The following is a 25,294-nucleotide window of genomic DNA, read 5'->3' on the forward strand; positions in this document are numbered from 1 at the left end:
AGGCAGGCGTCTGTGGGCAATGCGTAGGAGACGTTCTCCGGATTGCCGCGTTATGTCAGTGACATAAATCCTCAGCGACGGATTCCCAGCAACTTACGCAGATGGGCCAGATGGCGCTGTGCGCTGTCGACCCGCTCTTGTTCCTGCTCCGGCGAACGTGGCATCGCCTTTGCGGGCGGTGGCGGCGATTGAGGCGCGGCCGCCCAGGGATGAAAGTCGCCGCGCAGGGCCTTTTGCAAAATGCCGAACAGATAGGCACTGGGCCGCTGCACGCCACCGCGCTCGCAGCGCGCCTGCCATTCATCCAGCACGGCCTGACGCAACCCAGGATCGACGCGCTGCAGGGTGGCCAGTGCTGCGCTTTGCTCCTGCGGGCGCAGGGCGGCGAAACGGGCGGGCACCTCTATATCCCGCGCGCGCGGTATACAAAAGCTTTTACTCATACTTAATACAGTACCAGGCACCTGCTTCGGATTCCGAAGGCCGGCGGATTTCGGGGCTTGCAGACCTGCTTCGGAATCCGAAGCAGGAGGGCTGATTTCGGCATCCGAAGCAGGCCGTACTTCGGAATCCGAAGCAGGTTCGCCCCTGGGCAGTTGGATCTGGGCGTGGGCGGAAATCGCAAAGTTCTGCGGGTCTTCCAGGTCGCTGACCAGCCTCTGCAAAGGCTCGGGTAATACCTCGGAAGCGAGCAGTGGGTCCTCGGCCAGCGCCTGCAAGGCATCGTAGGCCACCCACTGCACGGATTTACTGGGATGGCTCAAGGACTGGCCCAGCAACGCCAGGTATTCGCCATCCAGACGCAGCGCCTCGCTCGGGCTCAGAGGCGCTTCGTGCAGCACGTACAGATTGCCTTGCCACTGTCCGCCGGGGCCCAGCGCACGTCGACGCGCCAGGCTAAGCCAGCGACACAGGCGCAGCACCGTCAGCGCCCGCGCCACGGTTTCACAGGAGGCTTGGGCCGCACAGGCGGAGGTGGTGAGAAAGGGGCGCAGGCGTTCGTAGGTGGGCAGGGCAGTGATGCCGTCCCCGTTGAGCAGCAGGCGGATCACTTGCCAGGCATTGCGTTCGAGGGGGGAAAGGCGCCGGTCGAGCAGCAAGGCGCGGGGTACGCAGTCGTGAAGTTGACCGCTGTAGATAAAGTCGTCGCGTGGCGTGGGCTCCACCGGCCGGCGAGGCATGACTCACACCAACTTTTGTTCGACCCATCCCTGAATCGTGGACCACACCACGGACAGTGGCAGGGCCATGTCTTCGGCGATCTCCAGCGCCAGTTGCAGCATCGCGGTCTCATCAGCTGTATCGATCTGGCGTTGATCGCGCTGCGGTTTCCAGCGTCGCCACAACTCCACGTCCTGGGCCTCGTCCAATGCCGGGTGGCGACCACGACGTTTGGGCAGGCCCAGCACCTCGCGTCGGGTGGCCACCTCCTGGTGGGGCAGGCCGAAATAACGGCTCATCATCTCGGTGCTGGCGCCGGCGCGCAGCATGCGGTCAATCGCCGCGACTTCCTCATTGGCGGCGATGGCCTGGGTAAGGATCCGCTGCACCACCGCCGAATTGACCGTCACGCGGCACCAACACACCTGAGCGTTGGACAGCACGCTGAGCAGTTCCGGACGCTTTAAGGCGGCCAGTTGTCCCTCGGTAAAACCGATGGACAGGCAGCGGCGCAGTTGACCGTTGCGCAGGTCATGCAGGGCCTGGGCGATGACGGCCTGGTTGAGCGGGTGGGGGACGTTCATAGCGATGCTCCCGCGCGCGGCAGTTGGCGCGCCAGTCGGACCAGGCGATACAGACGCGCCAGGCTCTCATCATCCAATACTGGCGGGGCTTCAGCCGTTCCGTACAGCAGGGCCGCATACGGGTTGTCCGTGGGGTGCGAGCAGAGGGTGCTCAGCAACGTCAGAAGCGGCTGTACAGGGTGTGCAAGGCCTGCTGGATGCGCGCCATGCCAGGTCAATTCAACGCCGTTGTCCTGCACCGTTACGTCGATGCCGGGCGCAAGCTTGGAAGTGATCGAACTGGCGAGTTGGGCGATACGCTCGCGCAACGGCTTTGCAGCGGGTGGCTCATCGTGTGCGAGTACCGGTGGAGATACGCCGGTTGGAAAAGTTGGCAGCCGTGTGGGAAGCGCCACTTGAGGCGTGAGCATCTGGCTCATCACGTTCTTGCGCAGATCCTCAACGCCCAATTCCAGCGCCAGCTCGTCGTAGTCCAAGGCCAACTGCTGGGCCAGATTGCCAATCAACTCATCCCGGGCCCGCTCAAAGGAAAACTGCGCCAGCTCCCCATCGCAGCCTGCCAGGCTGCGCGTGAAGGTCTCTGCAAAGTCATCCGGCTTGTCTGGCGCGTAGCGTTGCCAAGTAGCCAGTCCTGATTTGCGTAGCGTCAACAACCGGCGAATTTGTGGCCGGCCCAGGCCTGCCTGCAGCACGCCGGGGATCGCGGGCCACAGGTATTCCAGGGTATCCCCCATGCGGCTGATGGCGGGCTGATTGATTGGATACCCGTCTTCGGTCAAGCGCTCGGCGAGTTCACACTGGGTCAGTGCACGCCCGCATTCCTGCTGGTACAACTGACGGGCCTTATCCACCGCCTGACTGCGCTCGATATACGTCAGATCGCCCCGCGTATCGTTCTCGGCCAGATGCCCGGCCAGTGCCAGGATTTCAGCGCGCGCCGTCCAGGGGCGATACAGGCAGAGAAAGCTGTGAAAGCGCTCTTCACCGGTTTCCTGCCACAGCTCATTGAGAATCGCCAGGCGCGTATTGCCACCGTTACGGATAATGAAGTGCTCGTCATGCGGACGACGGGTGATGCTCGGTGGCTGGTCCAGGCCACGTTGACGAATCGAGGCCTTGATCTGCTGGTATTTGGGATTGGGCGAGCGACGTGGATCAAGGTGAAATGGTCGCACTTGTTCGAGGGTCACTTGCAGGGGGGTGTCCACCAGCGGCTCGGGTAGCGATGATTCGTTGCGTGCAAAGGGCGCGGCCATCAATTGCGCGGTCAATTGCGGTATCGATGGCTTAGTCATGAGCCTCTCCACTCTGCGAGCGCCGACGATGGATGGGTGGTCGCCCATCATTGCTGTGCGCGCCGGTATGGATCGACGCAAAACCGGGTTTGCGCAAGGTCAGGCGCAAATCGGTGCCGACGTCCACCTGCCAACCCTCGCGCAGGGCCAGGCGTATCAGACGCCGCAATCGGTGTGGCACATGATTAGCGGACATGGCGTGCTCCTCGGCCAGTGACCTGGGCAAAACGCACGGTCCACTCCGGCAGCAGTTCACAGGCCAGGGCGCGCATGGTGTGCAACGCAGCGGGAGCAATGCGCGAAGAGGGCTTGCGGTATTCGACCCGGTGAACAGGCAACTGGCGCGTGGCGGCGCGGGGATAGGCATCAATCGCCGGAATGATCGTGCGCAAAACTCTGACGTCTTCCTTGCACTTCAACACCTGACACAGCGCTTGCTGAATCAACCGGGCATCGGTGGATACGGGATGAACCCGGTTGATCAGCATGCACAGCGGCGGCGAGGGGATACCCAACCGTCGATACGGCGCGACGTCTTCCAGCAACTGCAAGGTGCCGCGATGCAGTTCACGGGCCGCCAGGATCTCCGGAATGACTGGCGACAAGGCCAGGTCCGCCGCCAGCAGGGCCATTTCCAGCAACACGTTGCGCGCGCCCTGGGTGTCGATCAGCACCAGGTCATAGCTGGCCTCGAATAGCGGCATCAGATTGCGCAAACGCAAACGGCCATCCGGCGCGTGCAGCAGCAAGGTATTCAACTGGCCCTGGTTGTCATTGGACACAATCAGGTCCAGCCCGGGGATGGCGGTGTGTGAGATAAGGCTGTCGAGGTCGCGCTCTGCGTAGGCCAGCAACTCGTAAATGCCGCCGCTGGCTTGCCGAGTCAACTCATAGTAGCTAGACAACGTGGGCTGTATATCGAGATCAAGCATCAGCACGCGCAAGCCGGCATCGGCGGCCATTGCGCCGAGGTTGGCGATCACGGTGGTCTTGCCCACGCCACCCTTGGTATTTAGCGCCACTATTACAATCATGGCCGCCTCCCATTACGCGCGCTCGGCACGGCGTTCGGCGATCCATTGATCGACTTCCCGGGAATCCCAACCGACGGCACGCATGCCCAGCGGGAAGTTTTTGGGGAAGCGCCCCTCACGCATCAGCGCGTAGATGTGCGAGCGTCTGAGGCCGGTTTTGTGTTCGACATCGACCCGGCGTAGCACGCGTCGCTCGAGGGGGGATTCTGCTTGGACTTCTTGGGTCATCATGATCACTCCACGTGTCTCTTGGGGAATGATCGGTATTCAATGGCTCTCGTCAGATGAGGGATACCGCCAATGTGCTGCGTCCACACGCACATTCCTGCGAGAGGGTGGTGCTCAACTGTCCAGGCTTCTGCGAGCTGCGGCGAAGTGCTTTTGCAGCGTGCGTTGGGTGATGCCGAGTCGTCCAGGATGGAAGGACAACATCACCTCAATGATCGCGCTGTCACTGTCGAATACGCTGTAGCGCTGCCCACCGGGCGAGGTGCCGCGTAACAGCGTGAGCATGCCGCCGATGATGTGCTGGAAGGTCAGAACGCTGCGCTCGCTGGGGACATCAAAAGACTGAACTTGCTGCTCAAGCCCCTTCACCCGTTGCATCAGCGCGACATTTTCTTCTTTGAGTTGCACACACCGCTTGGTGCGTTCATTGAGGTTGATTGCCATTGCACTGTTGTCGTTAAGCAACTGTTGTGTGGCGAGCCGCGTGAGACGACCGAGCTCGTTGGTAGTGAACAAAAAACGAGGCTTTTCCTCAGGATAATGCATGGACATCCAGGCTTTGAGGTGCACTTCACCGATGCTTAGCTGCGGGTCCTGAAGTAGGCGTGGATCGTCGTAAACAATGCCTTGCTTGCCATACATAAGCTCGCCATTCAACAGGGCAAAAAGCAGCCGTTCGTAGTTGAGGATCAGCTTCGGCCAGCGTGGGAAATCGGTGTGATCCAGCCGAAGACGGCCGTTCAATTGTTCATAAATCGTCGACTCGAAAGGATGCAGGTTGCTCCAGCGAATGGCCGCTTCGAGCGGGTGGTAATAGGCTTTTATTAGCGGAGTAGGCGAGGTGTGCATGGTCATGGCCTCCCTGAATGGGCAACGCTAGCGTATCGGATCCGTTTTCAGATTTGAGCTTTTGACGGGTATCACGCAGCGCTCGGCACCTGCGTTTATCGCGGATATGGTCTCCTAAAATGGTTTAAACGTGGGGTTGAAAAGTCCTTGAGGGTTCGCCTTGCATCGCGTTCAGCCGAGGAAGGTCGTTGTGCGCTGGAACTAAATTGAACGAAATCCATCGTTTAGTTCGACCCGTCATCGCGAAGTCTCGAAACTCGTCGTAACATTTTTTCGATGCGATCAAGAGGTCAGCAGAGGGGGCGTTTAATTAATGTCCGATTGGTTTAAATGAATCGCTCGCTGATTAATGGATATCGCCTGTAGGCCGTTATCTGGATGTTTCTCCGGCGACGGCTGGAGTGTGGGGCGCGGATTGATTTGCTAATCATCCAAATAGGCTATGAGTTGGTCGGGGCTTATTCCTGACGATGACGAGTGTGCAAGGTTAAGGTCAACTCTACCTATGGCGATCGTTGAATCACTTGCGAGTGTCGGATGGCTGGCGACCATGCCCTGTGGCTGGCGAGCAAAACGGTCGCGGTCGATTTACAGCCTGGATTGAGAAAAGCTTACCGCTATGCAGATATTTTTCTAGCTCAGCGACAACCGTTCTGATTCAAAGATACTGTCTGATTTTTCGGACAAAGCAGGGCCCAGAGATCCCTACTTGGCATTGAACAAATTTGTACATTTAATTGACGCCACTATTTCGCCACCTTATGATCGCCGCCCATTGATGGCACGGTGCCATGTAGAGGGATCTAGAGATGTGGCGTACGGTACGTCGAACCAGGCTCGGCCTGTTGTCCGCTTTTGTTTGCCTTGGCGCAGCCGGCATGGCGCAAGCCGCGACCCCGCAGAACACGCCAGGCGTCACCGACCTGATCCGCGACCGCCAGGACCGCCTGCTCGAAGAGCAACAGCGCCGCCTCGAAGACCTCAAGGACCTGCCCGGTAAAGCCGCCACCGCCGCCCAGCCGACGGCACCCGCCGACACCCGCTGCTTCGCGATCAACACCATCGAGCTCACCGGCGCCGACGCCCTGTCCGAATCCGAGCGCACCCGCCTGCTCAAACCTTACATCGGCCAATGCCTCGGCGTGCCGCAGCTCAATGACCTGCTTAAGGTCATCACCGACCACTACCTGGCCAAAGGCCTGGTCACCAGCCGCGCCTACTTGCCACAACAGAACCTCGCCAGCGGCAACCTCAAGGTGCAAGTGGTGGAAGGCCGCCTGGAAGTGCTGAAGGGTGCCGAAGGCAGCGGCATCACCGACCGTCAACTGGCCATGAGTTTCCCAGGTAAACCGGGCGACCTGCTCAACCTGCGCGAGATCGAGCAGATGGTCGACCAGTTGAACCGCTTGCCATCGAACCAGGCGCAGATGGAATTGGCGCCGGGCAAGGCCGTTGGCGGCAGTGAAGTGCTGGTCAAAAACACCCCGCAGAAGCCGTGGCGCGTCGGCCTGTCCCGCCATAACGGCGGCCAACGCAGCACCGGCGAGCAGCAGTGGGGCGCCAGCTTCGATTGGGATAACCCGCTGGGCCTGGCGGATCAATTGTCGCTGCGCGGCGGCCACGATGCGGTCAGCGATCACCAGAAAACCTCGCGCAACTCGATGCTCAATTACAACCTGCCCTTTGGCTGGTGGAACCTCAATTACAGCTACAGCGAAACCGAATACCGCTCCCTGGCCCAGGCCAGCGGCTTCAACTTCAAGCAATCGGGCGACAGCCAGAACCACCAACTGCGCCTGGAGCGCGTGATCCACCGCGACGCCCTGAGCAAAACTTCGCTCAGCACCGGCGTGGCCACCCTGCGCACCAACAACTTCATCGAAGACAGCAAGCTCGCCCTGAGCAGCAACCGCCTCAGCGAAGCCCAGTTCGGCATCAACCATGGCCGACGCATCGGCGGCTCGTTCCTCAACATCGACCTGGGCATGCAGGACGGCATCGGCGCCTTCGACGCCCAGGCCAATCACAACCCGCGCCCTGGCCAGGCCGACGCGCGCTACCGCAAATACACCGCCACCCTGAGCTACCTGTACCCGTTCAAGTTGTGGGGCGAGTCGTTCAGTTTCAGCAGCCTCATGACCGGCCAGCGTAGCGAAGACGTGCTGTTCAGCCCCCAGCGCATGAGCCTGGGCGGGCAGTCGTCGATTCGCGGCTACCGGGACCAGAGCCTTGCCGGCGACAGCGGTGGTTACTGGCGCAACGACCTGCGCTGGAGCCGCCCGGTGACCTGGGCCTGGCTGCAACCGGTGTTCACCGAATACGGCACCAGCCTCGGTTACGACCAGGGCGTGATCCGCGGCGACCGCTACAACGCCGAACAGCACGGGCGCATGACCAGCAACTCCGTGGACCTGTTCGCACGCGGCCAGAACGTCGCCGCCACAGTCACCTTTGCACACTCTTTGGAACGACCGGGGCCGATCACTGAACGTGAAGCGCCGGTTTATTTCCGCCTGGATTTCTTCCTTTAAATTTTTACCGCCTTCGGGCATCGAGACCTGACATGGACGTTCGCCAGTTCGCTTTCCTTGCGCGCCAACCTTCCGCAGCCGTGAAAACCCGCTCCAGCTTTTTGGGCCTGCCCAAACGCGGATTGGCGTTGGTGCTGGCCAACGCGATGTTCTGGCAGCCGTTGCTGGCCCAGGCGGACGGGATTGTGGTCAGCGCGCCCGGCACCAGTCTGGGCCAGGCGGGTAACGGCGTGCCCATCGTCAACATCGCGGCGCCCAATGGCAGCGGTTTGTCGCATAACCAGTTCAGTGACTACAACGTCGGCCAGCAGGGCGTGATCCTCAACAACGCCACCAGCCGCACCCAGTCCACGCAGTTGGGCGGGATCATCGTCGGCAACCCGAATTTCAATGGTGCCGCCGCCAGCGTCATCCTCAATGAAGTCAACGGCGGCAGCCCCAGTCAGTTGCGTGGGTACACCGAAGTGGCGGGGCAGTCAGCCCATGTGATCGTGGCCAACCCTTACGGCATCAGCTGCAATGGTTGCGGCTTTATCAATACGCCCCAGGCCACGTTGACTACCGGTAAAGCGCTGATCGAAAACGGCCAGATCAGCCGTTACCAGGTCGACAAGGGCAGCGTTACCATCGACGGCGCCGGCCTGAATGCCAACAACGTCGACCAGTTCGAAATCATCACCCGCGCTGCCACCATTAACGCGCAGATTCAGGCGAAAAAACTCACCATCGTGGCCGGTCGCAACGATGTAGACGCACGCACCCTGAACGCCACGGCGCGAGCGGCGGACGGCAGCCAGGCGCCGGACCTGGCGATCGATTCTTCGGCGCTGGGCGGCATGTACGTGGGCGCGGTCAAGCTGGTCGGTACCGAGTCAGGCGTGGGCGTACGCCTGTCGGGAGACATGGTCGCCGGTGGTGATATCCAGATTGATACGGCGGGCAACGTGGTCATGGGGCAGGCGTCGGCAGGTACTGCGATTGCGGTAAAAGCGGCCAGCGTGGAGACGCAAGGCGCTGTCTATGCCGGCACCGATCTATCGGTTAAAACCCAGGGTGCATTGAGCAACCGACAAACCCTCGCCGCCCGGGACAGCATCACTCTGGACGCAGGCGGTCGGTTGACTAACGGCGGGATTATTGAAGCGGGTATCAACGTAGATAATAGCCGCAATGCCCAAGGCGATGTGCGTTTGATCGCACAAGCCATCGACAACAGCGGCAAGACGGTGATCGCCAGTCGCGACCTCACCGTCAACACTGGCGCACTGTCCAACCAGGGTGGAACCCTGGGCAGTGGCCAGCGTTTGAGCATCACTTCAGGAAGCCTGGACAACAGCCAAACCGGTCGTCTGGTCAGTGATGGTGATCTCACCGTGAGGATCGATGACCTGCTGGATAACCAGACCAAAGGCAACGTTTTGGCCAAGGGGGTCATGGTGGTCCAGGCGGGACGCCTGGATAACCGTAGCGGCGTCGTTAGTGCCAACCAGAACCTGAATCTGCACGTTGGCCAAGTCGATAACCGAGAAGGTGTGCTGAACAGCAAGCAGGCACTGGCAATCACCGGCCAATCCCTAAGCAACCAAGGCGGCCTGGTCGGCGCCATCGGGCCGGTGCGCCTGACGGTGGAGACCGTGAATAACACTAAGGGCCGCATCGCCAGCGAAGATGAACTGGACGCCACCCTTGGCGTATTGAACCAGCAAGGTGGTGAACTGGTTGCTCAGGGCGACCTGACCCTCAACGCCGGCACCGTGGATAACCGGAACGGCGGCCTGATTGCGGCGACAAAAGTGCTGAAACTCAAGGCCGACAGCATCGATAACCGCGCCGGCGAAATTTCCAGTCAGCAAAACCTCGAACTCAGCGGCGAGTACCTCGACAACCGCGGGGGCAAACTGTTGGCCGGTACCACACTGGAGCTGGCGGTGTCTGAGGTCGTTAATCAGGCCAAGGGCCTTGTGTTTGCCAAGGATGTACGCTTGACCGGTACACGACTGGATAACACCGACGGTACCTTGGGTGGGCAGCGCTCACTGGAACTGAAGTTGTCCGAATCCTTGGACAACACTCGCGGCAAACTCAACAGCGAAGGTTCAATTGCCCTTGCTGGGCAGCGCATCGATAACACCAGCGGGAGTATTTCCAGCGCTGGTCAATTGAATATCAACACCACCGCCGACCTGCTTAACAACGCTGGCACCGTCGAAAGCGCACAAGGACTCACGCTGACCATCGGGAGCCTTGACAACACCCAGGGCCTGCTTAAAAGCCAGCGAGAAACGAACCTTGTCACCGGACAGTTCACTAACGGCCTTAACGGTCGCGTGATCAGTGCCGAGCGCCTTGACCTCACGGCTACCCACGTGACCAACAGTGGCCGTATCGCCAGCGTCGGTACTCTGAACGCCAACCTCGGCGGTCTCACCCAATTGGGCGGCGCCGAACTGGTGAGCAACGCGCAGCTCACTCTCGACCTGCACAACGGCAAGTTGACCAACGCTGGTTTGATCAACGCCCCGATTCTGCTGCTCAACAACCTTGCCAGTATCGACAACCAGAGCGGTGAGATTTCCAGCCAGAACGCTTTCACCCTGACCACGCAGAACCTCAACAACACCAACGGTAAACTCATCAGCAACCAAGAGCTGACCCTGCGCGTTGGTCAGGTGCTTAACAATTTCAAAGGCCTGATCAGCGGCCGGGGCGACGTAGATATCAGTGCGTCCGAACTGATCGATAACCAGCGTGGCAGCGTGATTGCCGACGGTACCTTGTTGCTGAGTAGCGCAACTCTGGATAACCGTAGCGGTGAGATCGCCGGTAAGGCCCAGGTCACCGTCAACGCAGACCGTTTTGATAACCAGAAAGGTCAACTGATCAGTACCGAAGGCCTGCATATCAGCAGCGCGAACCTCGATAATCGCGAGGGCCTGGTAGGTGCCGTAAAAGCGCTGAAACTCGACGTCGACCACCTCGATAATCGCGCCGGTGAAGTGACCGGAAATGCCGATGTCACCATCACTGGACTGCAACTGAACAACAGCGACAAGGGTGTGGTGTTCTCGGGTCTGGGATTGAAACTTGCGGTAGATCAGGTGATCAACCGCACCCTGGGTCAATTGAACGGCCAGCGCCTCACGCTGGCTGGCACTTCACTGGATAACACCGGCGGCAAGCTGTTCAGCCAACAGCCGTTGATGTTGACGCTGGCGGGCGACTTGGATAACAGCGAAGGTCTGCTAAGCAGTGAAGGCACGCTGGACGTCAAAGCGCACAGGCTCAATAACACCAAGGGCAGCCTATCCAGCGCGCAAGGCTTGAACGTTTCAGTCACCAGCATGCTGAATAACAAAAGTGGCGAGCTGTTGACTGATGGCAACCTGATCCTTCGCAGTGCCGATCTGGATAACGAACAGGGTAATATCAGTGGCAAAGGGCCGGTCTCGGTTACTTCTGGCGAGGTGAACAACCAGGGAGGTCGACTCAACAGCGGCGATACGTTGTCGCTGACCACCGCGCAGTTGAATAACGGTGGCAGCATCGGCAGTACCAAAGCCATGACGGCCAGCGTTACGGGCCTGAACCAGCAGGGCGGCAAGTTGTTCAGCAATGCCGGCCTGTCCTTGGATATGAACAATGGTCAACTTAACAACCAAGACGGTCTGATTAATGCCGTCGGCCCATTGCTCCTTAATAACCTCACCAACGTCACCAACAACGGTGGCGAAATCTCCAGCGGCCAAGCCTTCAGCCTGACCGCCCAAAACCTCGATAACAGCAACGGCAAGCTGCTGAGCAATCAGGGCCTGACCCTACGCATCGACCAGGCTCTGACCAACATCAAGGGGCTGATCGGCGGGGCGAGTCTCACTGCGCAAGCCACTGCCATGGACAACCGTGGCGGCAGCCTGACCAGTCGCGGCGACCTGCAACTAACCAGCGCCGGTCTGCTGAACAACAGCGACCAAGGCCTTATCAGCGCAGCGCAAGCGGTCACTGTGCACAGCGCTGACCTGAACAATCAGAGCGGCACTCTGCTGGGTGCTGCGGTGACTCTCAATGCCATGGCCCTGGACAATACCGCCAGCGGCCTGATCAATAGCCGGAGCACCTTGAACCTCAAGGCCGCCAGCCTCAATTCCGGTAACGGCGGTGAAGTCTCTGCCAAAGGTGCCATGGCTATCGACCTCAACGCCTTGGCACTGGCAGGGGGGAGGATAGTCGGTGAGCAGGGCATAACCGTCGACTTCAACAACAATGACCTGGACAACCGTAACGGCCTGATCCTCGCCAATGGTCCGTTGACTCTGAAAAACCTGCGGGATCTCAGCAACCAAGGCGGTGAAATTTCCAGCCAGCAAAGCTTTGCCCTGGCAGCGCGCACGCTGGATAACAGTGCAGGCAAGCTGATCAGCAGCCAAGTACTGACCCTCAACGCAGACACCCTGAATAACGGCGCGAATGGCTTGATGTCGGGTTGGCAAGGCCTGAACGTCAGCGGTGGTAGCCTCGATAACCGTGACCACGGCACACTGTCGAGTCGCAACGGTGCGATCGATGTACGCCTGAGCGGTGCTCTGCAAAACAACACTGAAGGCGCGCTGGTCAGTCAAGGGCGGCTGGACGTCAGCGCTGCCAGCCTGGATAACCGTGGCAAGTCCGTGCTTTCCAGCGGCGCCGGGCAACACCTGTCGGTGACTGGCGCATTGGTTAATGGTGACGGCAGCTTGATCGAGAGCGGCACTACGCTGGATGTACAAGCGGCCACCCTGGCCAACCAGGCCACCATCAACGCGCAACAAGCCTTCACCTTTACCGGTACCGACCTGACCAACAACGGCGGCACCCTCGCGAGCAACGGACAGTTGACCCTCGACTTGCTCGGCAACCTCAACAACAGCGGCGGCAAGCTGGTGAGCGCTGGGCCGTTGCTTCTGCAACGTGCCAGCCAGGTTTACAACGACGCCGACGGCCAGATTGCCAGCCAGGGCCTGCTGACCCTGTTTACCGGAGGCCTAGACAACAGTGAGCGTGGCACCATTGTAGCCAAGGAACGGGTAGCAATCACGGCATCGGACGTCGTACAGAACCACACCAATGGTCTGATCTACAGCCAGGACGCCGATGTGCAACTGAACGCCGCGGGCCTGAACAACGCCAAGGGTGTCGTGCAGGGCCAAACCGGCCTGAGCCTGAAAATCCGCGGTGATGTTGATAACCAAGGCGGTACATTAGCCAGCTTCAAGGGCCTGCTGGATGCGCAGTTGGCCGCAGGCCTGAATAATCAAGGTGGCATCATCCAGGCACAGCGCCTGAACCTGCTCGCCAACAGCATCAACAACCAGGGTGGACGCATCGCCGCGCAAGCGGGCGATGCTGTGGTCAACGCCAACAATTTTGCCAATAGCAATGGTGGCGTGTACGCCAAGGGCTTGGTACGGGTAGGTGGTCAGCAAGTGGATAACAGTGCCGGGCAAATTGCCGGTGGCGCGGTTGAGCTGGCGGCAAATGGGCTACTCACCAACCGTGGCGGGGTGATTGAAAGCGATGGCAGCCTGAATGTGGCGGCCAATAGCGTTGATAACCAGGGAGGGCAAATTCGGGCGCTGGGTAGCGGTGGAAAAACCAACTTTCAGATTGGTGGCGTGTTTGATAACCGTAACGGCCGGTTGGAAACCTCCAATACTGATTTGACGCTAAATGTAGGTGGCTTTCAGAACCAGGGCGGCAGCTTGTTGCACGCAGGTAAGGGCTTCTTTGATATCGCCACTGCCAACCTCACTCAAGCCGGTGGTGACGTGGTTACCAGAGGCGGTCTGACCCTCACTGCGAACAATTGGACCAACAGCAGCGTAATCCAGGCCGGGCGCTTGACGATTAACGTCAACACCTTGAATCAAACCGCCAGTGGGCAGTTGCTGGCGTCCGACAGCCTTATCGGTACGGGTGGCAATTGGAACAATGATGGGTTGATCACCAGTGATGGCACCGCGGATCTGACCCTGACCGGCAACTACGTCGGCAAAGGCCGTTACAGCAGTGTCGGGACACTGGGCTTGAGTGCGGCACAGTTAAACGTGAGCAGCGCTGCGAGTATTGCAGGAGGGGGCGATACAACCCTCAATATCGCGGGAGCATTCAACAACTACGGTCGGGTTACATCTGCGGCGAAGCTGAGTGTCGGTGCCGGCGCTATTAATAACTATGCAACGTTGGGCAGTACACAGGCGCTGTTGCTGCAGACACCAACGTTGTTGAATGAAGGTGGACTGATTTTTAGCGGTTCGAACATTGACATTAAAGTCGGTGATCTGCTGAACAATGATAATGCGGCCATTTACAGTCTGGGCAACTTGAATATTGGTGGGCAGCAGGGGGGTAAGGCTAATAGCGTTGTAAATTTCTCATCCTCCATACAGTCGGATGCAGATTTTACCGTTGCTTCGACGGTCTTTGAAAATAAGAGGCAGGGTGTTGCAGGTAAAGAGCGCTTGTTGTCGGGTGACATTACTTTTGATTGTGATGGCAATAAGTGTTATTACATGAATTATTTTGTGGAAGAGAGGTATGTGTCTGAGGCTACTTTCTCTGGGCAAGCGGCGACGGTATCGGTGGGAGGTGATTTTAATGCTGATGTCGGACGTTTCAATAACTTTGCGTCAACTATCGTCTCAGGTGGAAATATAAGTTTTAAAACAGATGTCTTTGAGAATAATTCTGTAAGTACAGGCGAATTTACGCGCTCAAGAGTTTATAAGTCGACACCAGGTCGCAAGCATTCAGCCCCTTTTTTCGCGGGTATCAACGGTGATGGCCCTGTCGACATCTACGCTAAGCGTAACTCTAAATATGCGATGGAATATTATGGCGGCTTGTCATGTGGTGGTGGTGACGGCGACCCATGCTACGACATATGGATGTGGGGCGCTGGTGCCAAGACCGGTTATCTGAATCCCTATTTTGGGCAAGGCCCCGAGGTTTCTGTTCCAGCCGCCATTTTGGCGCTCAATTTAATGAGTGATGTCAGAAACTATCAGTCCAGTAGCTCGGCGGCTGCCGTTATTCAGGCCGGTAAGACTGTTTCGATAAACGCAACAAAATCTATCCAGAACGGCGATATCAAAAACCTAGCCCCTTTTATGAATCAAGGCCAGCAGAACGGGGTAGCAAAGCCCACGACCATCACCAAAGATATCTCCGTCAATGCCCAACTGCCCCCGGATCTGGCGCAGCGGCAAGTTAATCCGGTAGCGCTGCCTAACTTCGCTCTGCCGACGGGGCAGAACGGCTTGTTCCGCCTCAGTAGCGGTGGAGTAAGCGCTACCCAGGTGGCGCAACGCAGCAATGGGCCAAAAAGTTGGACCCTGAGCGAGGCAAGCATCAAGCTGGCTCACCGAGAGCAGGCATTGCCTCAAAATCAAGGCAGGACGATCCAGTTGGGTGGCGCGAGCCAGATTGCGGTGGATTCTCGCCCTGTATCAGTGGGTGCCCGAGAGGCCAGTGGCATCAACGCCGGAAGCTCGCCTTCCCTGAATATTCCGGGCATTACACAGCTCGCCACCTCTACGCCTGGAAGCGGTCAAACCCTAAACCGTGTGCAGGGCTTGCCTGACCGTACAATCGTTTCGAAGCCACATAAATACCTGATCGAAACCAATCCAGTTCTGACTGACCTCAAACAGTTCATGAGCTCGGATTATCTGCTCGCAGGATTGGGCTATAACCCGGATGAAAGCGCGAAGCGATTGGGCGACGGTCTTTATGAACAACGATTGATCCAGCAAGCGATTGTCGAGCGTACCGGGCAGCGCTTTATCGACGGCCAGGCCTCTGACGAGGCAGTGTTCCGTCACCTGATGGATAACGCCATTCGCAGCAAGCAGGCCCTCGACCTGTCGGTGGGCGTATCGCTGACCGGTCAGCAAGTGGCCGCGCTAACCCACGATATCGTCTGGCTTGAAGAGAATGTGATCAACGGCGAAAAGGTGTTGGTGCCGGTGTTGTACCTGGCCCAAGCTGATAATCGCCTGGCCCCCAACGGCGCCCTGATTGCTGGCCAGGACATCAGCCTTATGGCGGGTGAGAACCTGGAGAACGCAGGAACCCTGCGCGCCACTCATAACCTGTCGGCCAAGGCCGGAAACGACCTGGCCAACAGCGGGTTGATTGAAGCCGGCAACCGTCTGGACCTACTGGCGGGTAACAACATCGTCAACAAGGCAGGCGGGATCATTGCCGGCCGCGATGTAACGCTCACAGCAGTTGGTGGCGATGTGATCAACGAGCGTAGCGTGACCACCACCGGTTACAGCTCCGGTACTTCAATACGTCGCGATTACCTCGATAGCGCTGCCAGGATTGAAGCGGCTAACGACCTGAGCCTCAATGCTGGACGTGACGTCTCTAACAACGGCAGCGTGCTGGCCAGTGGACGCGATACTACTATTACCGCCGGGCGTGATGTGCGCCTTGATGCGGTAGAACAACGCAACTCCGTTGACATGGGAAGCAGATACCGCACTGAAACCGTCACGCAAACCGGAGCGAGCCTGGACGCGGGGCGTGATGTGAAGGTCACGGCGGGCCGCGATTTCAGCGCTATTGCCAGCCGAATTGATGCCAAGCGTGATCTGAGTATTTCGGCCGCTGATGATTTGAGTATTTCGTCTGCAGCAGACGAGCAGCATTCATCCAGCAAGTCCAAGAAGGTCACCCGCTCCGAGGATCACATCAGCCAGGTTTCCAGTGTGCTGAAAGCTGGTGGTGATGTGTCATTGAGTGCTGGCAAGGACCTTGAGCTGACCGCGAGCCGGGTTGCGGGCGGCGGTAACGTGGCTTTGGAGGCGCAGCGTGACCTGAGCATTTTGTCAGCGCTGGACGAAGACGCTTCGTTCTACTCGAAAAAGAGCAAGGGCTCGTTCGGGCGCAGCAAAAGCGAGCAGCGTGAAAGTTACGACAGCACCAACGTGGCTTCCGTTGTGGAGGCGGGCAAGGACCTGACCGTCAACGCTAGCAAGAAAGCCGACGGTGGCATGAACATCGAAGGTGGGCGTGATGTCACCGTGATCGGCAGTCAATTGAAAGCCGGTGACGACATGCTGCTGGGCGCCACCGGTGACGTCGCGGTGCTGTCAGGTGTTGAAGAGCATGGCTCTTACAGCAAGAAGACCAAGTCTGGATTCCTGGGGCTTTCAAAAAGTGGCAAGAGCCAACTGAAAACGACCGCCACGCAAGTAGGCAGTGAGTTGGAGGCCGGCAACGACGTGGTGGTGGCTGCGGGCAATGACATTCGCTTGCGGGCGAGTGAGATTAATGCCGAGAACGATGCTGAGTTGCGGGCAGGGCTGGTAAAGGATACCGGTGACATCAACCTGGTATCGGCCAATGACACGGCCTATAGCCGTAGTGAGAAATACGAGAAGAAGACCGGTTCAATCTCGGGTGGCTTCATCGCGATCTCCTCGGCCAAGAAGGCCGGACAGGAAGCCCAGAGCAGCACCAGCGTTGGTAGCCAGGTTATGGCAGATCGCGATGCGACTCTGCAGGCCGAGCGCGACATCAACCTGGTGGGCAGTGGCATCAGTGCCGGACGTGACGTCAGTCTCAATGCGGGGCGCGACGTCAACGTAGTCGCTGCACAAAACTCGAAAAGCGAGCGTGATTGGGCCAAGTCGAAACAGACCGGTATTGGGGTGTCCAGTGATGCCAATGGCGTCACGTTCTTTGCCGGTACCGATCGCAGCGGCGAGAAAAATCGCCTTGAGCAGCAGACTGCGGCTGCGAGCCAAATCAGCGCGGGTGAAAATCTGGCGATTATGGCCAAGCGGGATATCAACCAGCGCGGCTCTGATCTGGCGGCGGACAACGATATTGACCTGAAGGCTGGGCGCAATATCAATATTGATGCAGCTCGTGAGCGTTTGTTGGTAGAGCAACAGCTTGAAAAGGAGCGCAATGGGGTTAGCGTATCGCTCAATCATAACTATGGCAGCACGAAGGATGCTGTGAGTGGTGCAGGCAAAGGTGAGGACAATGTCAGCAAGGGCTCAAGCACTCTGAGGGGCGTCGATGCTGTTGGCCAATTCCTGGCAGGTCCTACGGGAGACCTGAAAATCGGCAGTAGTAGTGAAAGTACCAGCAAACAAGTAGTGGAAGTGACCAATCGGCCTTCGACACTCCATGCCGGAAAGGACCTCAACATGACTGCCGGTAACGATGTTGCAGTCGCTGGTGGTCAGTTAAGCGCAGGTCGGGATATCAACGTAACAGGACGTGATATCAATCTTGATGTCGCCAAAGGCAACATCGAAAAGAATGACTCTCAGAGTCAGAGCTGGGCGGGCATTCATGGCGGTACCAGCGGCGGGGCCAAGCTGGGGATCGGTGGGAGTCATGGTGTTGCTGACGAAGACGCCAGCCATGATACTTCGACACCCACAGTGGTAGATGCAGGGCGAGATATCAATCTGATTGCGAGTCATGACTTGAATCTTATTGGAACTCAAGCCCGGTCGGGTCGCGACATTGATCTAAAAGCTGGAAATGATCTGAATATTGGTGCGGCGAAAAATGAGAGTAATAGCGAAAGTACTAGAAGCAGTGGTGGAGGGGAGATAGGACTCACCCTGGGCGGTCAAGAAGGCGCTGGTATCTATGTGAGCGTCAGTATGGGCAAGGGGGATCTTGAAAGGGAGAAGCAGGGGCAACAGAACGCCTACCTATATGCAGGAGACCGTCTGAGTTTCGGCAGCGGGAGAGATACCAACATCGCCGGCGCTGAGCTGCGCGGGGATCAGATAACCGGTCGCGTGGGTCGAGATTTGAGCGTTTCTTCGGTTCCTGACACCGGTAAGGTTAAAGGGAAGGAATTTGATATTAGCGCAACCGTAACAATTGGCCCGGGCGCGGGTGTTAGCGGTTCAGTCGGTTATGGTCAGACCACGGGTAAAACCAACTGGGTAGAAGATCAGACCCGTATCACTGGGCGAGACAAGGTCGATATCCGCACAGAGGATCACACGCAATTGGATGGTGCGTTGATCGCTTCAGACACCGGTAATCTCAAACTGGATACAGGGACGCTTGGGTTCAACGACATCGCAGGAAAAGATAATGAGCATGGGTACTACCTGAGTGTTGGCGGCTCCTACAAAGAGGGTCAGAGCACCACACAAGACCCAAGCCAAGTGGGTAAGGGGAAAGCCGGCGATAGCGGTTGGAGTGTTTCGGGCTGGAAGTACGACAAGGAACGTGAACAGTCGGTCCGCGCGACGGTTGGTTCGGGGGAGATAATTGTTCGAGATGCTGCTGACGCGGCTTCGGTTGTCGCAGGCCTCAATCGTGATGTAAGTAAAGCTTACGAAGTCACCAGGGATAAAGAAAAGCGCACAGATCTTTACATCACTGACTCTTCATTGACGGCGGTGACAAACCCCACTGCAACGATTGCGCAATGGACAACTGATGCTAAGAAGCTTGGAGATCGGGGTGAGGAAACCATTCAAGTACTCCTAGATCTTTTTAGCGCGGGTACGGACATTGCCATCGGAAAGAACCCCGACAGAGTCTCCGACGTGATGGCCGCCAAAGCCTTCGTTAGGCAATTGGGTAGTCGCCATCCGGAAGACCGTGCAGCGCTGATCAATAAAGTGATCGCGGGTATAACTGGAAAAGAGCAGGCACCTGAAAACCAGGCGTTGGTTGATAAGCTCACTCAAATTGCGGGCGATGATCCCAACAAAGCTCTGATCGTTATGAGTTTGTTAACGACCTTGAACGGTCCTAGAACTGGCGCAAGCAATTTAGTGGCGATTCCTGTGGCGGCTGAAGCAGTCGTCGTGGCTGTCGGTGCTGTTCTGGTAGCGTCAGATGCGACGTTTCAGGAGAAGGCGCGTATTGCTGCGAATTCGCTGGTGGAGTCAGGTGCGAAGGCTGGAAAGGATGCGGCCCAACAAATCAGGGTTTCCGTCGCTGTTTGGGAGATTTTGCTTGGCACCTCCTTTCCGATTCATCAGCTCGACCCTGAACATTTGGCCTATATCACTCCCATTCTTGAGATTAACGGAGTAAATCCGAGCAGTGGTGGTTTCGTAAATGGCGGCGTTGTTAACCCTGCTACCAATACCGGTGGGACCCAGCTGGACGGGCAGCGGGATGATGGAAAATACGTAACGCCCGAGCATCGACTCGACCCTGGGAATATGTACAATGAGAATGCCAACGGTGCTATTAGCGAGGAAACGTCTAAGCTTCTTGGCGACGCGAATCAGCAGCTCAAGCTTTATATTGGAACATTTGGTAAGTACAAGCCGCCGACTGTGATTGGTGCTGTAGACCCATTAACAGGGAAGATAGTGACTTCCTCAAGTGGATCAATTCCAGATGTGATTGCTCCAGAATTACGGGCGTATGCTGAAAAACTGGGAGGTTTGGGTGTGAAAACAGCTTGTGGGAACACGTTAGGACGTTGTGCCGAATTTCGTGCCGCGAATGAGCTACTCCTAAATAATCCGGGACTAAGGTTGAGCGATATTAAGTTCACACCTGCTATCCGTCCTCGTACAGGAGAGGTAGTTCCTAGGTGCGAAAACTGCACAAATATATTTGGAGCTGAGTAATGCAGATGGATGACGAATTTTTAGAGATAAATGACTTGGATTGGTTTGCGTCTTATCAGGATGGGGCGCTTTCGCATTTTGCTACTGGAGGGAATGGGTTTGTCCCAGACTCGGTTCGCGCATCGATTTTAAGTTATGAACTTTTATTCGATTATTTTTGTTCCTTGCCCGAGGTTTTTGAGTGCGAGGTTGAGGAAGAGAATCTGAATTTGTTTGAATCTCATGTTAAGCGTGAACGCTATTTGCAGTCCTTTATTTCGATGGCTAAAAAAGGATTGTATAGCTATGACGTTGAGAGCGATGGTTATAAGCTAATCGCTAAGCCTAGAGTAGGATTAAGGGTCTTTGATTTGCCCGATGAGGTCAGGTCTGCTCTTGGGACAGTATTAGCTTCTTCCTCAGAGGACGTTCGAATTATTAAGCGCTTTATGTTTGGTAAGTAGCTTGAAAAGATCCATCCTATCTGAATAGGAGGGGCGGATTGGTCCAAAAAAATAAATCTGCTCCGAATGCCACTTACTTAACATTCTTCGGGTGTCCATTTTTCCTCACCTCAGCCCTAGAGTTATGGCAGTGAGGCGCGCAGATGAAGTCTCTATTGACTGGGACCGTGATGCTTGGGCAACCCGTATTTTAAATAATGAAGTAAAAATCTATTCACTTTATGATGTGGAGTTTTTAGTCACTATAAGTTTGGATGACTTCGATAGGGCTTTGCGAGGTTGGAAGGAGTTTCACATATCATTGTAGGTATAGGAAGAGTTGCTGGATAAGGCGTAACGCAGGCCGTTAGCCCGCGATTATATTCTTGGTGGTTCAGTAATTTTAGATAACCCTCCTCAATCCATCCACCCACCCATTGCCATCATCTTGAAGTACGCCATATGGAAGTCGACTGGGTCAGATACACATTCGAGATTACGCGGTAGCTGACTGCGGGCGCCTCCTTTTCCTACAAGTCATTGCTTTGTCACGCTTTGACAAGCCAACCTAACACGACTAACTTTCCTGACGTGACGCATTCATGCGATCCACGCTATGCAGCAATTCTATCCCTTCGCCACATTTCGTCGTGGTCCCGGTGCACCTAACAGGTAGCAAGTGACTGTTAATCATTGGGTCTGTTTGTCGTTTTCCAGTTTCTTTGGCTTAAAAAGTGCCAGCACCCATGGAAAGTCAATCCACCCCCGCTAATTTTTGAAATCTGCAGCGTCGACACGGCTATGCTTTGATCTTTCTTGCGAACTCATGTGGAGTGACATGCTCCTCCTGATTCACGTCCAGGTAATCGCTCCACCAATTCATGATAAGCCTCCGCTCTTCGATGAACTCAGCTTTGTGTATATATGCGGCTCTGACCTTGTTCCGCTCCCTGTGGCTCATTTGTCGCTCAATTGCTGTCTCTGACCATAATCCCGACTCGACCAGTGCGCTGCAGGCCATGGTGCGAAAGCCGTGTCCGCAAAGTTCTGCTTGGGTGTTATAGCCCATCGACCGAAGCGCTTTATTCACCGTGTTTTCTGAAAGCGGTTTACGCGGGTTGGCATCGCCGGCGAATACCAGATCAAACTCCCCGGTCAGAGCCTGGATTTGTTTGAGCAAGCCAATTGCCTGGGGGGAGAGAGGGACCAAATGGATGTCGCCCTGCATTTTTGTACCCCGAGTGGAGAAGCTGACACCTTCAAGTGCCTGGCGAGTATCGGGGATTTCCCATACCGCGCGCTGGAGGTCAAACTCGTTCCAGCGGGCGAAACGCAGTTCGCTGGAGCGAACGAACAGATGCAGAGAAAGCTGGACTGTCAGTCGTGTCAGGGCCCGACCTTTGTAAGCGGCGATTCGCGCCTGCAGTTCAGGTAACCGCGACAGGGGCAGGGCGGGGCGATGGGTCACGCGGCGTGATTTGACTGAGCCTTCTAGATCATAGGCAGGGTTTAGGCTGATGATGCGAGCGCGTTTTGCTTCACGCATGATGTTCATCAAATAGCATTTGACGCGCAGAGCAACGTCTATCGAGCCCTTTGTCTTGATGGCTTCTATGGGTTGCAACAGGTCGTGGGTGTCCAGGTCCACAATAGAACGCGCGCCAATATGGGGTAGGACATAGGTTTGAAGACGGCGCCAAACATTCTTTGCGTGGCCGGGCGTCCATTTGGCAGACATGCCCCGGTGCCAATCAAGCGCCACCTCTTCAAAGGTTCTACCGTTCACCTGCGCTTGTACTTTGGCGTTTCGCTTGTTTTCTACCGGATCAATGCCTTGGACAATCAAACGCTTGGCTTGCAGCCGTTTTGCTCGAGCGTCCACAAGGCTGACAACCGGATAATTGCCGAAAGAAGTCAGGCCTTGCTTGCCATTGGGCTTGGTATAACGAAAACGCCAGCCCTTTCGACCATTGGGTTGGACTAAGAGAAAAAGACCTTCTCCGTCAAAGAGTCCGTAGGGGCGGTCTTTCGGCTTGGCTGTGCGGCACGCCGCGTCAGAGAGTGGAGTAGTGGTGCGCGACATAAGTATACGACCTGATATCGAACCGATTTGTATCCCTAAATTTATACCTAAATTCACTGGAACTCGGCAAAAACCGACGGAACGCCACAAACGAAAAAACCCGCCAAACGGCGGGTTTTAAAGGCTTCCACGGACTTTACAGGCCGTCAGTGGAACAAGAGATGGTGCCCGAACCCGGAATCGAACCGGGACGCCCTTACGAGCGGGGGATTTTAAGTCCGCAAGGTATTCTTTTAAATACAATAAGTTAGCGTCTATTCTGCACCGCTACGAGTAGTTTTTACCTCGCTTGCAGCCCTTTGTTTTCAAGGGGGTTAAAACTATTGCGGTGCAGAATTCACTTGGTCGGCGTGACCTTTTTGCCGATCCTCTTACGGATGTAGTTCTCCGTCATGACGACGGTTGTATGCCCAAGTTGGTCGCGAGCCTGCAGGATGTCACCGCTGGATTCTGCTTTGTCGGTGCCAGCTTTTGCGCGGAGATCGCGCATCTGAAAGTCTCCTTTCTCTACGCCGGCCGCCTCACGGGCCGCGTCAAACCTCCCTCGCAACATGCTGCTGGTCATAGGCTGTCCGTTATCCATAACGATGAGCCTACTTGTCCGTATCTTGTGCCCGTCCTTCCTGGCCAGGATTCGGTCAATAACAACCTTCAGCTCGCCCGTTATTTCAATCCTCCTTTTTGCATTCGTCTTGCCTTGCTTCACGGCAAGCCGGTTGTCACGGATGTCTCGCTCATCCATTTTTAGCGTGTCCGCGATCCGTTGGCCGGTCAGATAGAACAGATCAAGCGCATCCCGTAGGGGCTGTTCGGCGTGCTGGTACACCAGGGCAAACATTTCGTCTTCTATGTATTGATCACGTCCAGACTCCTTGTGTCCTTTGACGCCGGCGCACGGGTTGGCCAGCGACGTGTAACCACTGCTCCGGGCGAAGTTCCAGATAGCGCTGAGCAAAGCTTTCTCGCGATTGGCGCGTACCGGCGCTGTTTTGCCGCGCTGCCGCAGGTATTGGACAACGTGCTGTGGCTCGATCGCTTCGAGCGGTGCAGGCGGATCGTCGAAGAACTTCAACAGCTGCTTCAACTCTCGGGCGTTGTCTTTTTGCGTGGCCACGCCCTTGGTTGGAACAACTTCGAGCATGTAGATGTTCGCGACGTAGGCAAAGGTGAGTACGTCCTGCACCAAGGCCGAGGACGCGCGGCTCTTCTCGAGCTTCGCGTACTCCACGATAGCCATTCCATAATCACTGCCCAGGGCGATCTCTTTTCTGGGTCTGCCCCCGAGGTCGTAGTAGTAATAGATTGTCCCGCTGCGCTGCTTGCGCTTCCTGAGGCGTGTGACGCTATCAGGGTTCGTTGGCTTCCTTCCCATTTAACTCACCAGGCGTGGCTGCCATTTTGGTTTTTCTGCTGATGTTGTGACCGGCTCGCCGGTTAGGGCGTTGGCGATGACGCAAGGCCAGCCGCTGCGCTTAATGGTGTGGCGAATCCCGTTCCGCTTTAGCACTTGCACCTGGCCGGCTTTGGTTTTTGCGCCTGTGAGTGTGCAAACTTCCTCATGCGACAGAAAATGAATTTCCATACCTACCTCCCGCCCGCTGTGGGCCGCGCTGTCTTGATAATGTGGATTGCCAGGCCAAAGGAGATCAGCAGCCAGGCGCAGGTACCGAAGAGGGCGTAGATAAGTGTCTCGGTGGTGCCGGTGGACAGCAACTCGGGCCCGGCCCAAAAGAACCAGCCGGGTGTTCCGACCAGGTACAGCAAAGCGCCCAGTACAATCAGGGTGAGTTTCATAGCGAACATTGGGGTGTCCTTGCCGCGCTGGGCGGCAGAAGGTGGGTTAGATGGTGGCTTTGGCGATGGCGGCGCGCGCTTCGAACATGGCGTAGTACAGTCGGTGGAAGATCGCGCAGCTGGGGTCTTCGTGATCGTCGCCGCCGTGTTCGAAAATTCCGTCGATGGTGCCGCTGTAGTTGCTGGCGATCTGCTCGCATTCGCCTGCCACCTGGGTGAGCGCTGTCAGTGCTTCCAGCAGTTGCTCGCTGCTGGCGCGTTCCTCCCGGCCGATATCCCAGAATCGTTGGCCCCAGTGATCCGCCGGCGGCGGGTTGGTGTTTTGGGCGCCCATGGCCAGCGCCCCGACAATTGCGTCGCACAGGTCACGCTTGTAGGCGTTGTCGCCGTCGATGCTCAGGCCGCGACGACGGAGGGCGCTGACCACTTCGTTTCGATCCAGGCCCTGGTCTTCAAGGACGATGTCTCGCTCAGGCTCGCCCGGCGTGACAATGATCAAGGCCAGCTTTGCGCCTGGCGGGCAGTGCTCGCTGATTTTGACAAGCGCGTCGTTGGTTACTTGGTGGAATCGCTGAACTGGTGACATAGGAATACCTCGCCCGCCGCATACTGGCAGGCTGTCGTAGGTGGAAGTGGGCGTTCGATCTGTTTTTGACTATGATCAAAGTCTTTGCGCTACAGGCATTTAATTGG

15 protein-coding genes are annotated in these 25,294 nt (G+C 56.9%); 3 read left to right on the forward strand and 12 right to left on the reverse strand.

The window, feature by feature from the left end; genetic code table 11:
• Positions 1 to 71: 71 nt before the first annotated feature.
• The 7 genes from BLL36_RS24220 to BLL36_RS24250 form a co-directional block, all read right to left on the reverse strand.
• Entirely contained in the window at positions 72 to 1,181 is a 1,110-nt protein-coding gene (locus tag BLL36_RS24220; protein WP_076954133.1) for an STY4528 family pathogenicity island replication protein, read from the reverse strand.
• Positions 1,182 to 1,184: 3 nt separating this feature from the next.
• Positions 1,185 to 1,745, reverse strand: a complete 561-nt coding sequence (locus BLL36_RS24225) for a DUF2857 domain-containing protein (protein WP_076954134.1) — start codon at positions 1,743 to 1,745, stop codon at positions 1,185 to 1,187.
• A complete protein-coding gene (locus BLL36_RS24230) occupies positions 1,742 to 3,040 on the reverse strand; it encodes a ParB family protein (protein WP_076954135.1) in 1,299 nt (432 codons plus the stop codon). Before BLL36_RS24230 ends, BLL36_RS24225 begins: the two co-directional genes overlap by 4 nt.
• Complete coding sequence (locus BLL36_RS31110; protein WP_157697309.1) at positions 3,033 to 3,236, reverse strand: hypothetical protein; 204 nt, start codon at positions 3,234 to 3,236, stop codon at positions 3,033 to 3,035. The genes BLL36_RS24230 and BLL36_RS31110 overlap by 8 nt, the downstream gene beginning before the upstream one ends.
• Positions 3,226 to 4,074: a ParA family protein gene (locus BLL36_RS24240; protein WP_076954137.1), complete on the reverse strand. Its 849-nt coding sequence runs from the start codon at positions 4,072 to 4,074 to the stop codon at positions 3,226 to 3,228. The genes BLL36_RS31110 and BLL36_RS24240 overlap by 11 nt, the downstream gene beginning before the upstream one ends.
• Before the next feature lie 12 nt (positions 4,075 to 4,086).
• Positions 4,087 to 4,302: an AlpA family phage regulatory protein gene (locus BLL36_RS24245; protein WP_090220143.1), complete on the reverse strand. Its 216-nt coding sequence runs from the start codon at positions 4,300 to 4,302 to the stop codon at positions 4,087 to 4,089.
• A gap of 114 nt (positions 4,303 to 4,416) precedes the next feature.
• Entirely contained in the window at positions 4,417 to 5,151 is a 735-nt protein-coding gene (locus BLL36_RS24250) for a hypothetical protein (protein WP_083735331.1), read from the reverse strand.
• Positions 5,152 to 5,960: 809 nt separating this feature from the next.
• On the opposite strand from BLL36_RS24250, the gene BLL36_RS24255 reads away from it, so the two are divergent.
• From BLL36_RS24255 to BLL36_RS24265, 3 genes are read left to right on the forward strand one after another with little or no spacing between them, the layout of a single operon-like run.
• On the forward strand, positions 5,961 to 7,682 hold the full coding sequence (locus tag BLL36_RS24255; protein WP_076954140.1) for a ShlB/FhaC/HecB family hemolysin secretion/activation protein: 1,722 nt from the start codon (positions 5,961 to 5,963) through the stop codon (positions 7,680 to 7,682).
• A 32-nt stretch (positions 7,683 to 7,714) separates the two neighbouring features.
• Positions 7,715 to 20,302 carry a hemagglutinin repeat-containing protein gene (locus tag BLL36_RS24260; RefSeq protein ID WP_076954141.1) on the forward strand — a complete coding sequence of 4,196 codons (12,588 nt, stop codon included), beginning with the start codon at positions 7,715 to 7,717 and terminating at the stop codon, positions 20,300 to 20,302.
• Positions 20,302 to 20,745 carry a hypothetical protein gene (locus BLL36_RS24265; RefSeq protein WP_076954142.1) on the forward strand — a complete coding sequence of 148 codons (444 nt, stop codon included), beginning with the start codon at positions 20,302 to 20,304 and terminating at the stop codon, positions 20,743 to 20,745. The genes BLL36_RS24260 and BLL36_RS24265 overlap by 1 nt, the downstream gene beginning before the upstream one ends.
• A 778-nt stretch (positions 20,746 to 21,523) precedes the next feature.
• On the opposite strand, the gene BLL36_RS24270 is transcribed toward BLL36_RS24265, so the two are convergent.
• The 5 genes from BLL36_RS24270 to BLL36_RS24290 form a co-directional block, all read right to left on the reverse strand.
• Positions 21,524 to 22,807 (reverse strand): tyrosine-type recombinase/integrase, encoded by a 1,284-nt coding sequence (locus tag BLL36_RS24270; protein WP_076954143.1) that lies wholly within the window; start codon positions 22,805 to 22,807, stop codon positions 21,524 to 21,526.
• Between the two features lie 337 nt (positions 22,808 to 23,144).
• A complete protein-coding gene (locus BLL36_RS24275) occupies positions 23,145 to 24,179 on the reverse strand; it encodes a site-specific integrase (RefSeq protein ID WP_076954144.1) in 1,035 nt (344 codons plus the stop codon).
• Positions 24,180 to 24,389 (reverse strand): DUF4224 domain-containing protein, encoded by a 210-nt coding sequence (locus BLL36_RS24280; protein WP_076954145.1) that lies wholly within the window; start codon positions 24,387 to 24,389, stop codon positions 24,180 to 24,182. It lies immediately after the preceding gene.
• A gap of 2 nt (positions 24,390 to 24,391) precedes the next feature.
• Positions 24,392 to 24,610: a hypothetical protein gene (locus BLL36_RS24285; protein ID WP_076954146.1), complete on the reverse strand. Its 219-nt coding sequence runs from the start codon at positions 24,608 to 24,610 to the stop codon at positions 24,392 to 24,394.
• A gap of 37 nt (positions 24,611 to 24,647) precedes the next feature.
• Positions 24,648 to 25,187, reverse strand: coding sequence for a hypothetical protein (locus BLL36_RS24290; protein WP_231998971.1), 540 nt, complete (start codon positions 25,185 to 25,187; stop codon positions 24,648 to 24,650).
• Positions 25,188 to 25,294: the final 107 nt, after the last annotated feature.

It is taken from the genome of Pseudomonas cedrina subsp. cedrina, from assembly GCF_001983175.1.
In the GTDB taxonomy this organism is placed as follows: domain Bacteria; phylum Pseudomonadota; class Gammaproteobacteria; order Pseudomonadales; family Pseudomonadaceae; genus Aquipseudomonas; species Aquipseudomonas cedrina.

What these genes read in the sequence shown, in the direction of transcription:
- BLL36_RS24220 (WP_076954133.1), bottom strand. Translation starts at nt 1,181, where the DNA reads ATGCCTCGCCGGCCGGTGGAGCCCACGCCACGCGACGACTTTATCTAC.
- BLL36_RS24225 (WP_076954134.1), bottom strand. Translation starts at nt 1,745, where the DNA reads ATGAACGTCCCCCACCCGCTCAACCAGGCCGTCATCGCCCAGGCCCTG.
- BLL36_RS24230 (WP_076954135.1), bottom strand. Translation starts at nt 3,040, where the DNA reads ATGACTAAGCCATCGATACCGCAATTGACCGCGCAATTGATGGCCGCG.
- BLL36_RS31110 (WP_157697309.1), bottom strand. Translation starts at nt 3,236, where the DNA reads ATGTCCGCTAATCATGTGCCACACCGATTGCGGCGTCTGATACGCCTG.
- BLL36_RS24240 (WP_076954137.1), bottom strand. Translation starts at nt 4,074, where the DNA reads ATGATTGTAATAGTGGCGCTAAATACCAAGGGTGGCGTGGGCAAGACC.
- BLL36_RS24245 (WP_090220143.1), bottom strand. Translation starts at nt 4,302, where the DNA reads ATGACCCAAGAAGTCCAAGCAGAATCCCCCCTCGAGCGACGCGTGCTA.
- BLL36_RS24250 (WP_083735331.1), bottom strand. Translation starts at nt 5,151, where the DNA reads ATGCACACCTCGCCTACTCCGCTAATAAAAGCCTATTACCACCCGCTC.
- BLL36_RS24255 (WP_076954140.1), top strand. Translation starts at nt 5,961, where the DNA reads ATGTGGCGTACGGTACGTCGAACCAGGCTCGGCCTGTTGTCCGCTTTT.
- BLL36_RS24260 (WP_076954141.1), top strand. Translation starts at nt 7,715, where the DNA reads ATGGACGTTCGCCAGTTCGCTTTCCTTGCGCGCCAACCTTCCGCAGCC.
- BLL36_RS24265 (WP_076954142.1), top strand. Translation starts at nt 20,302, where the DNA reads ATGCAGATGGATGACGAATTTTTAGAGATAAATGACTTGGATTGGTTT.
- BLL36_RS24270 (WP_076954143.1), bottom strand. Translation starts at nt 22,807, where the DNA reads ATGTCGCGCACCACTACTCCACTCTCTGACGCGGCGTGCCGCACAGCC.
- BLL36_RS24275 (WP_076954144.1), bottom strand. Translation starts at nt 24,179, where the DNA reads ATGGGAAGGAAGCCAACGAACCCTGATAGCGTCACACGCCTCAGGAAG.
- BLL36_RS24280 (WP_076954145.1), bottom strand. Translation starts at nt 24,389, where the DNA reads ATGGAAATTCATTTTCTGTCGCATGAGGAAGTTTGCACACTCACAGGC.
- BLL36_RS24285 (WP_076954146.1), bottom strand. Translation starts at nt 24,610, where the DNA reads ATGTTCGCTATGAAACTCACCCTGATTGTACTGGGCGCTTTGCTGTAC.
- BLL36_RS24290 (WP_231998971.1), bottom strand. Translation starts at nt 25,187, where the DNA reads ATGTCACCAGTTCAGCGATTCCACCAAGTAACCAACGACGCGCTTGTC.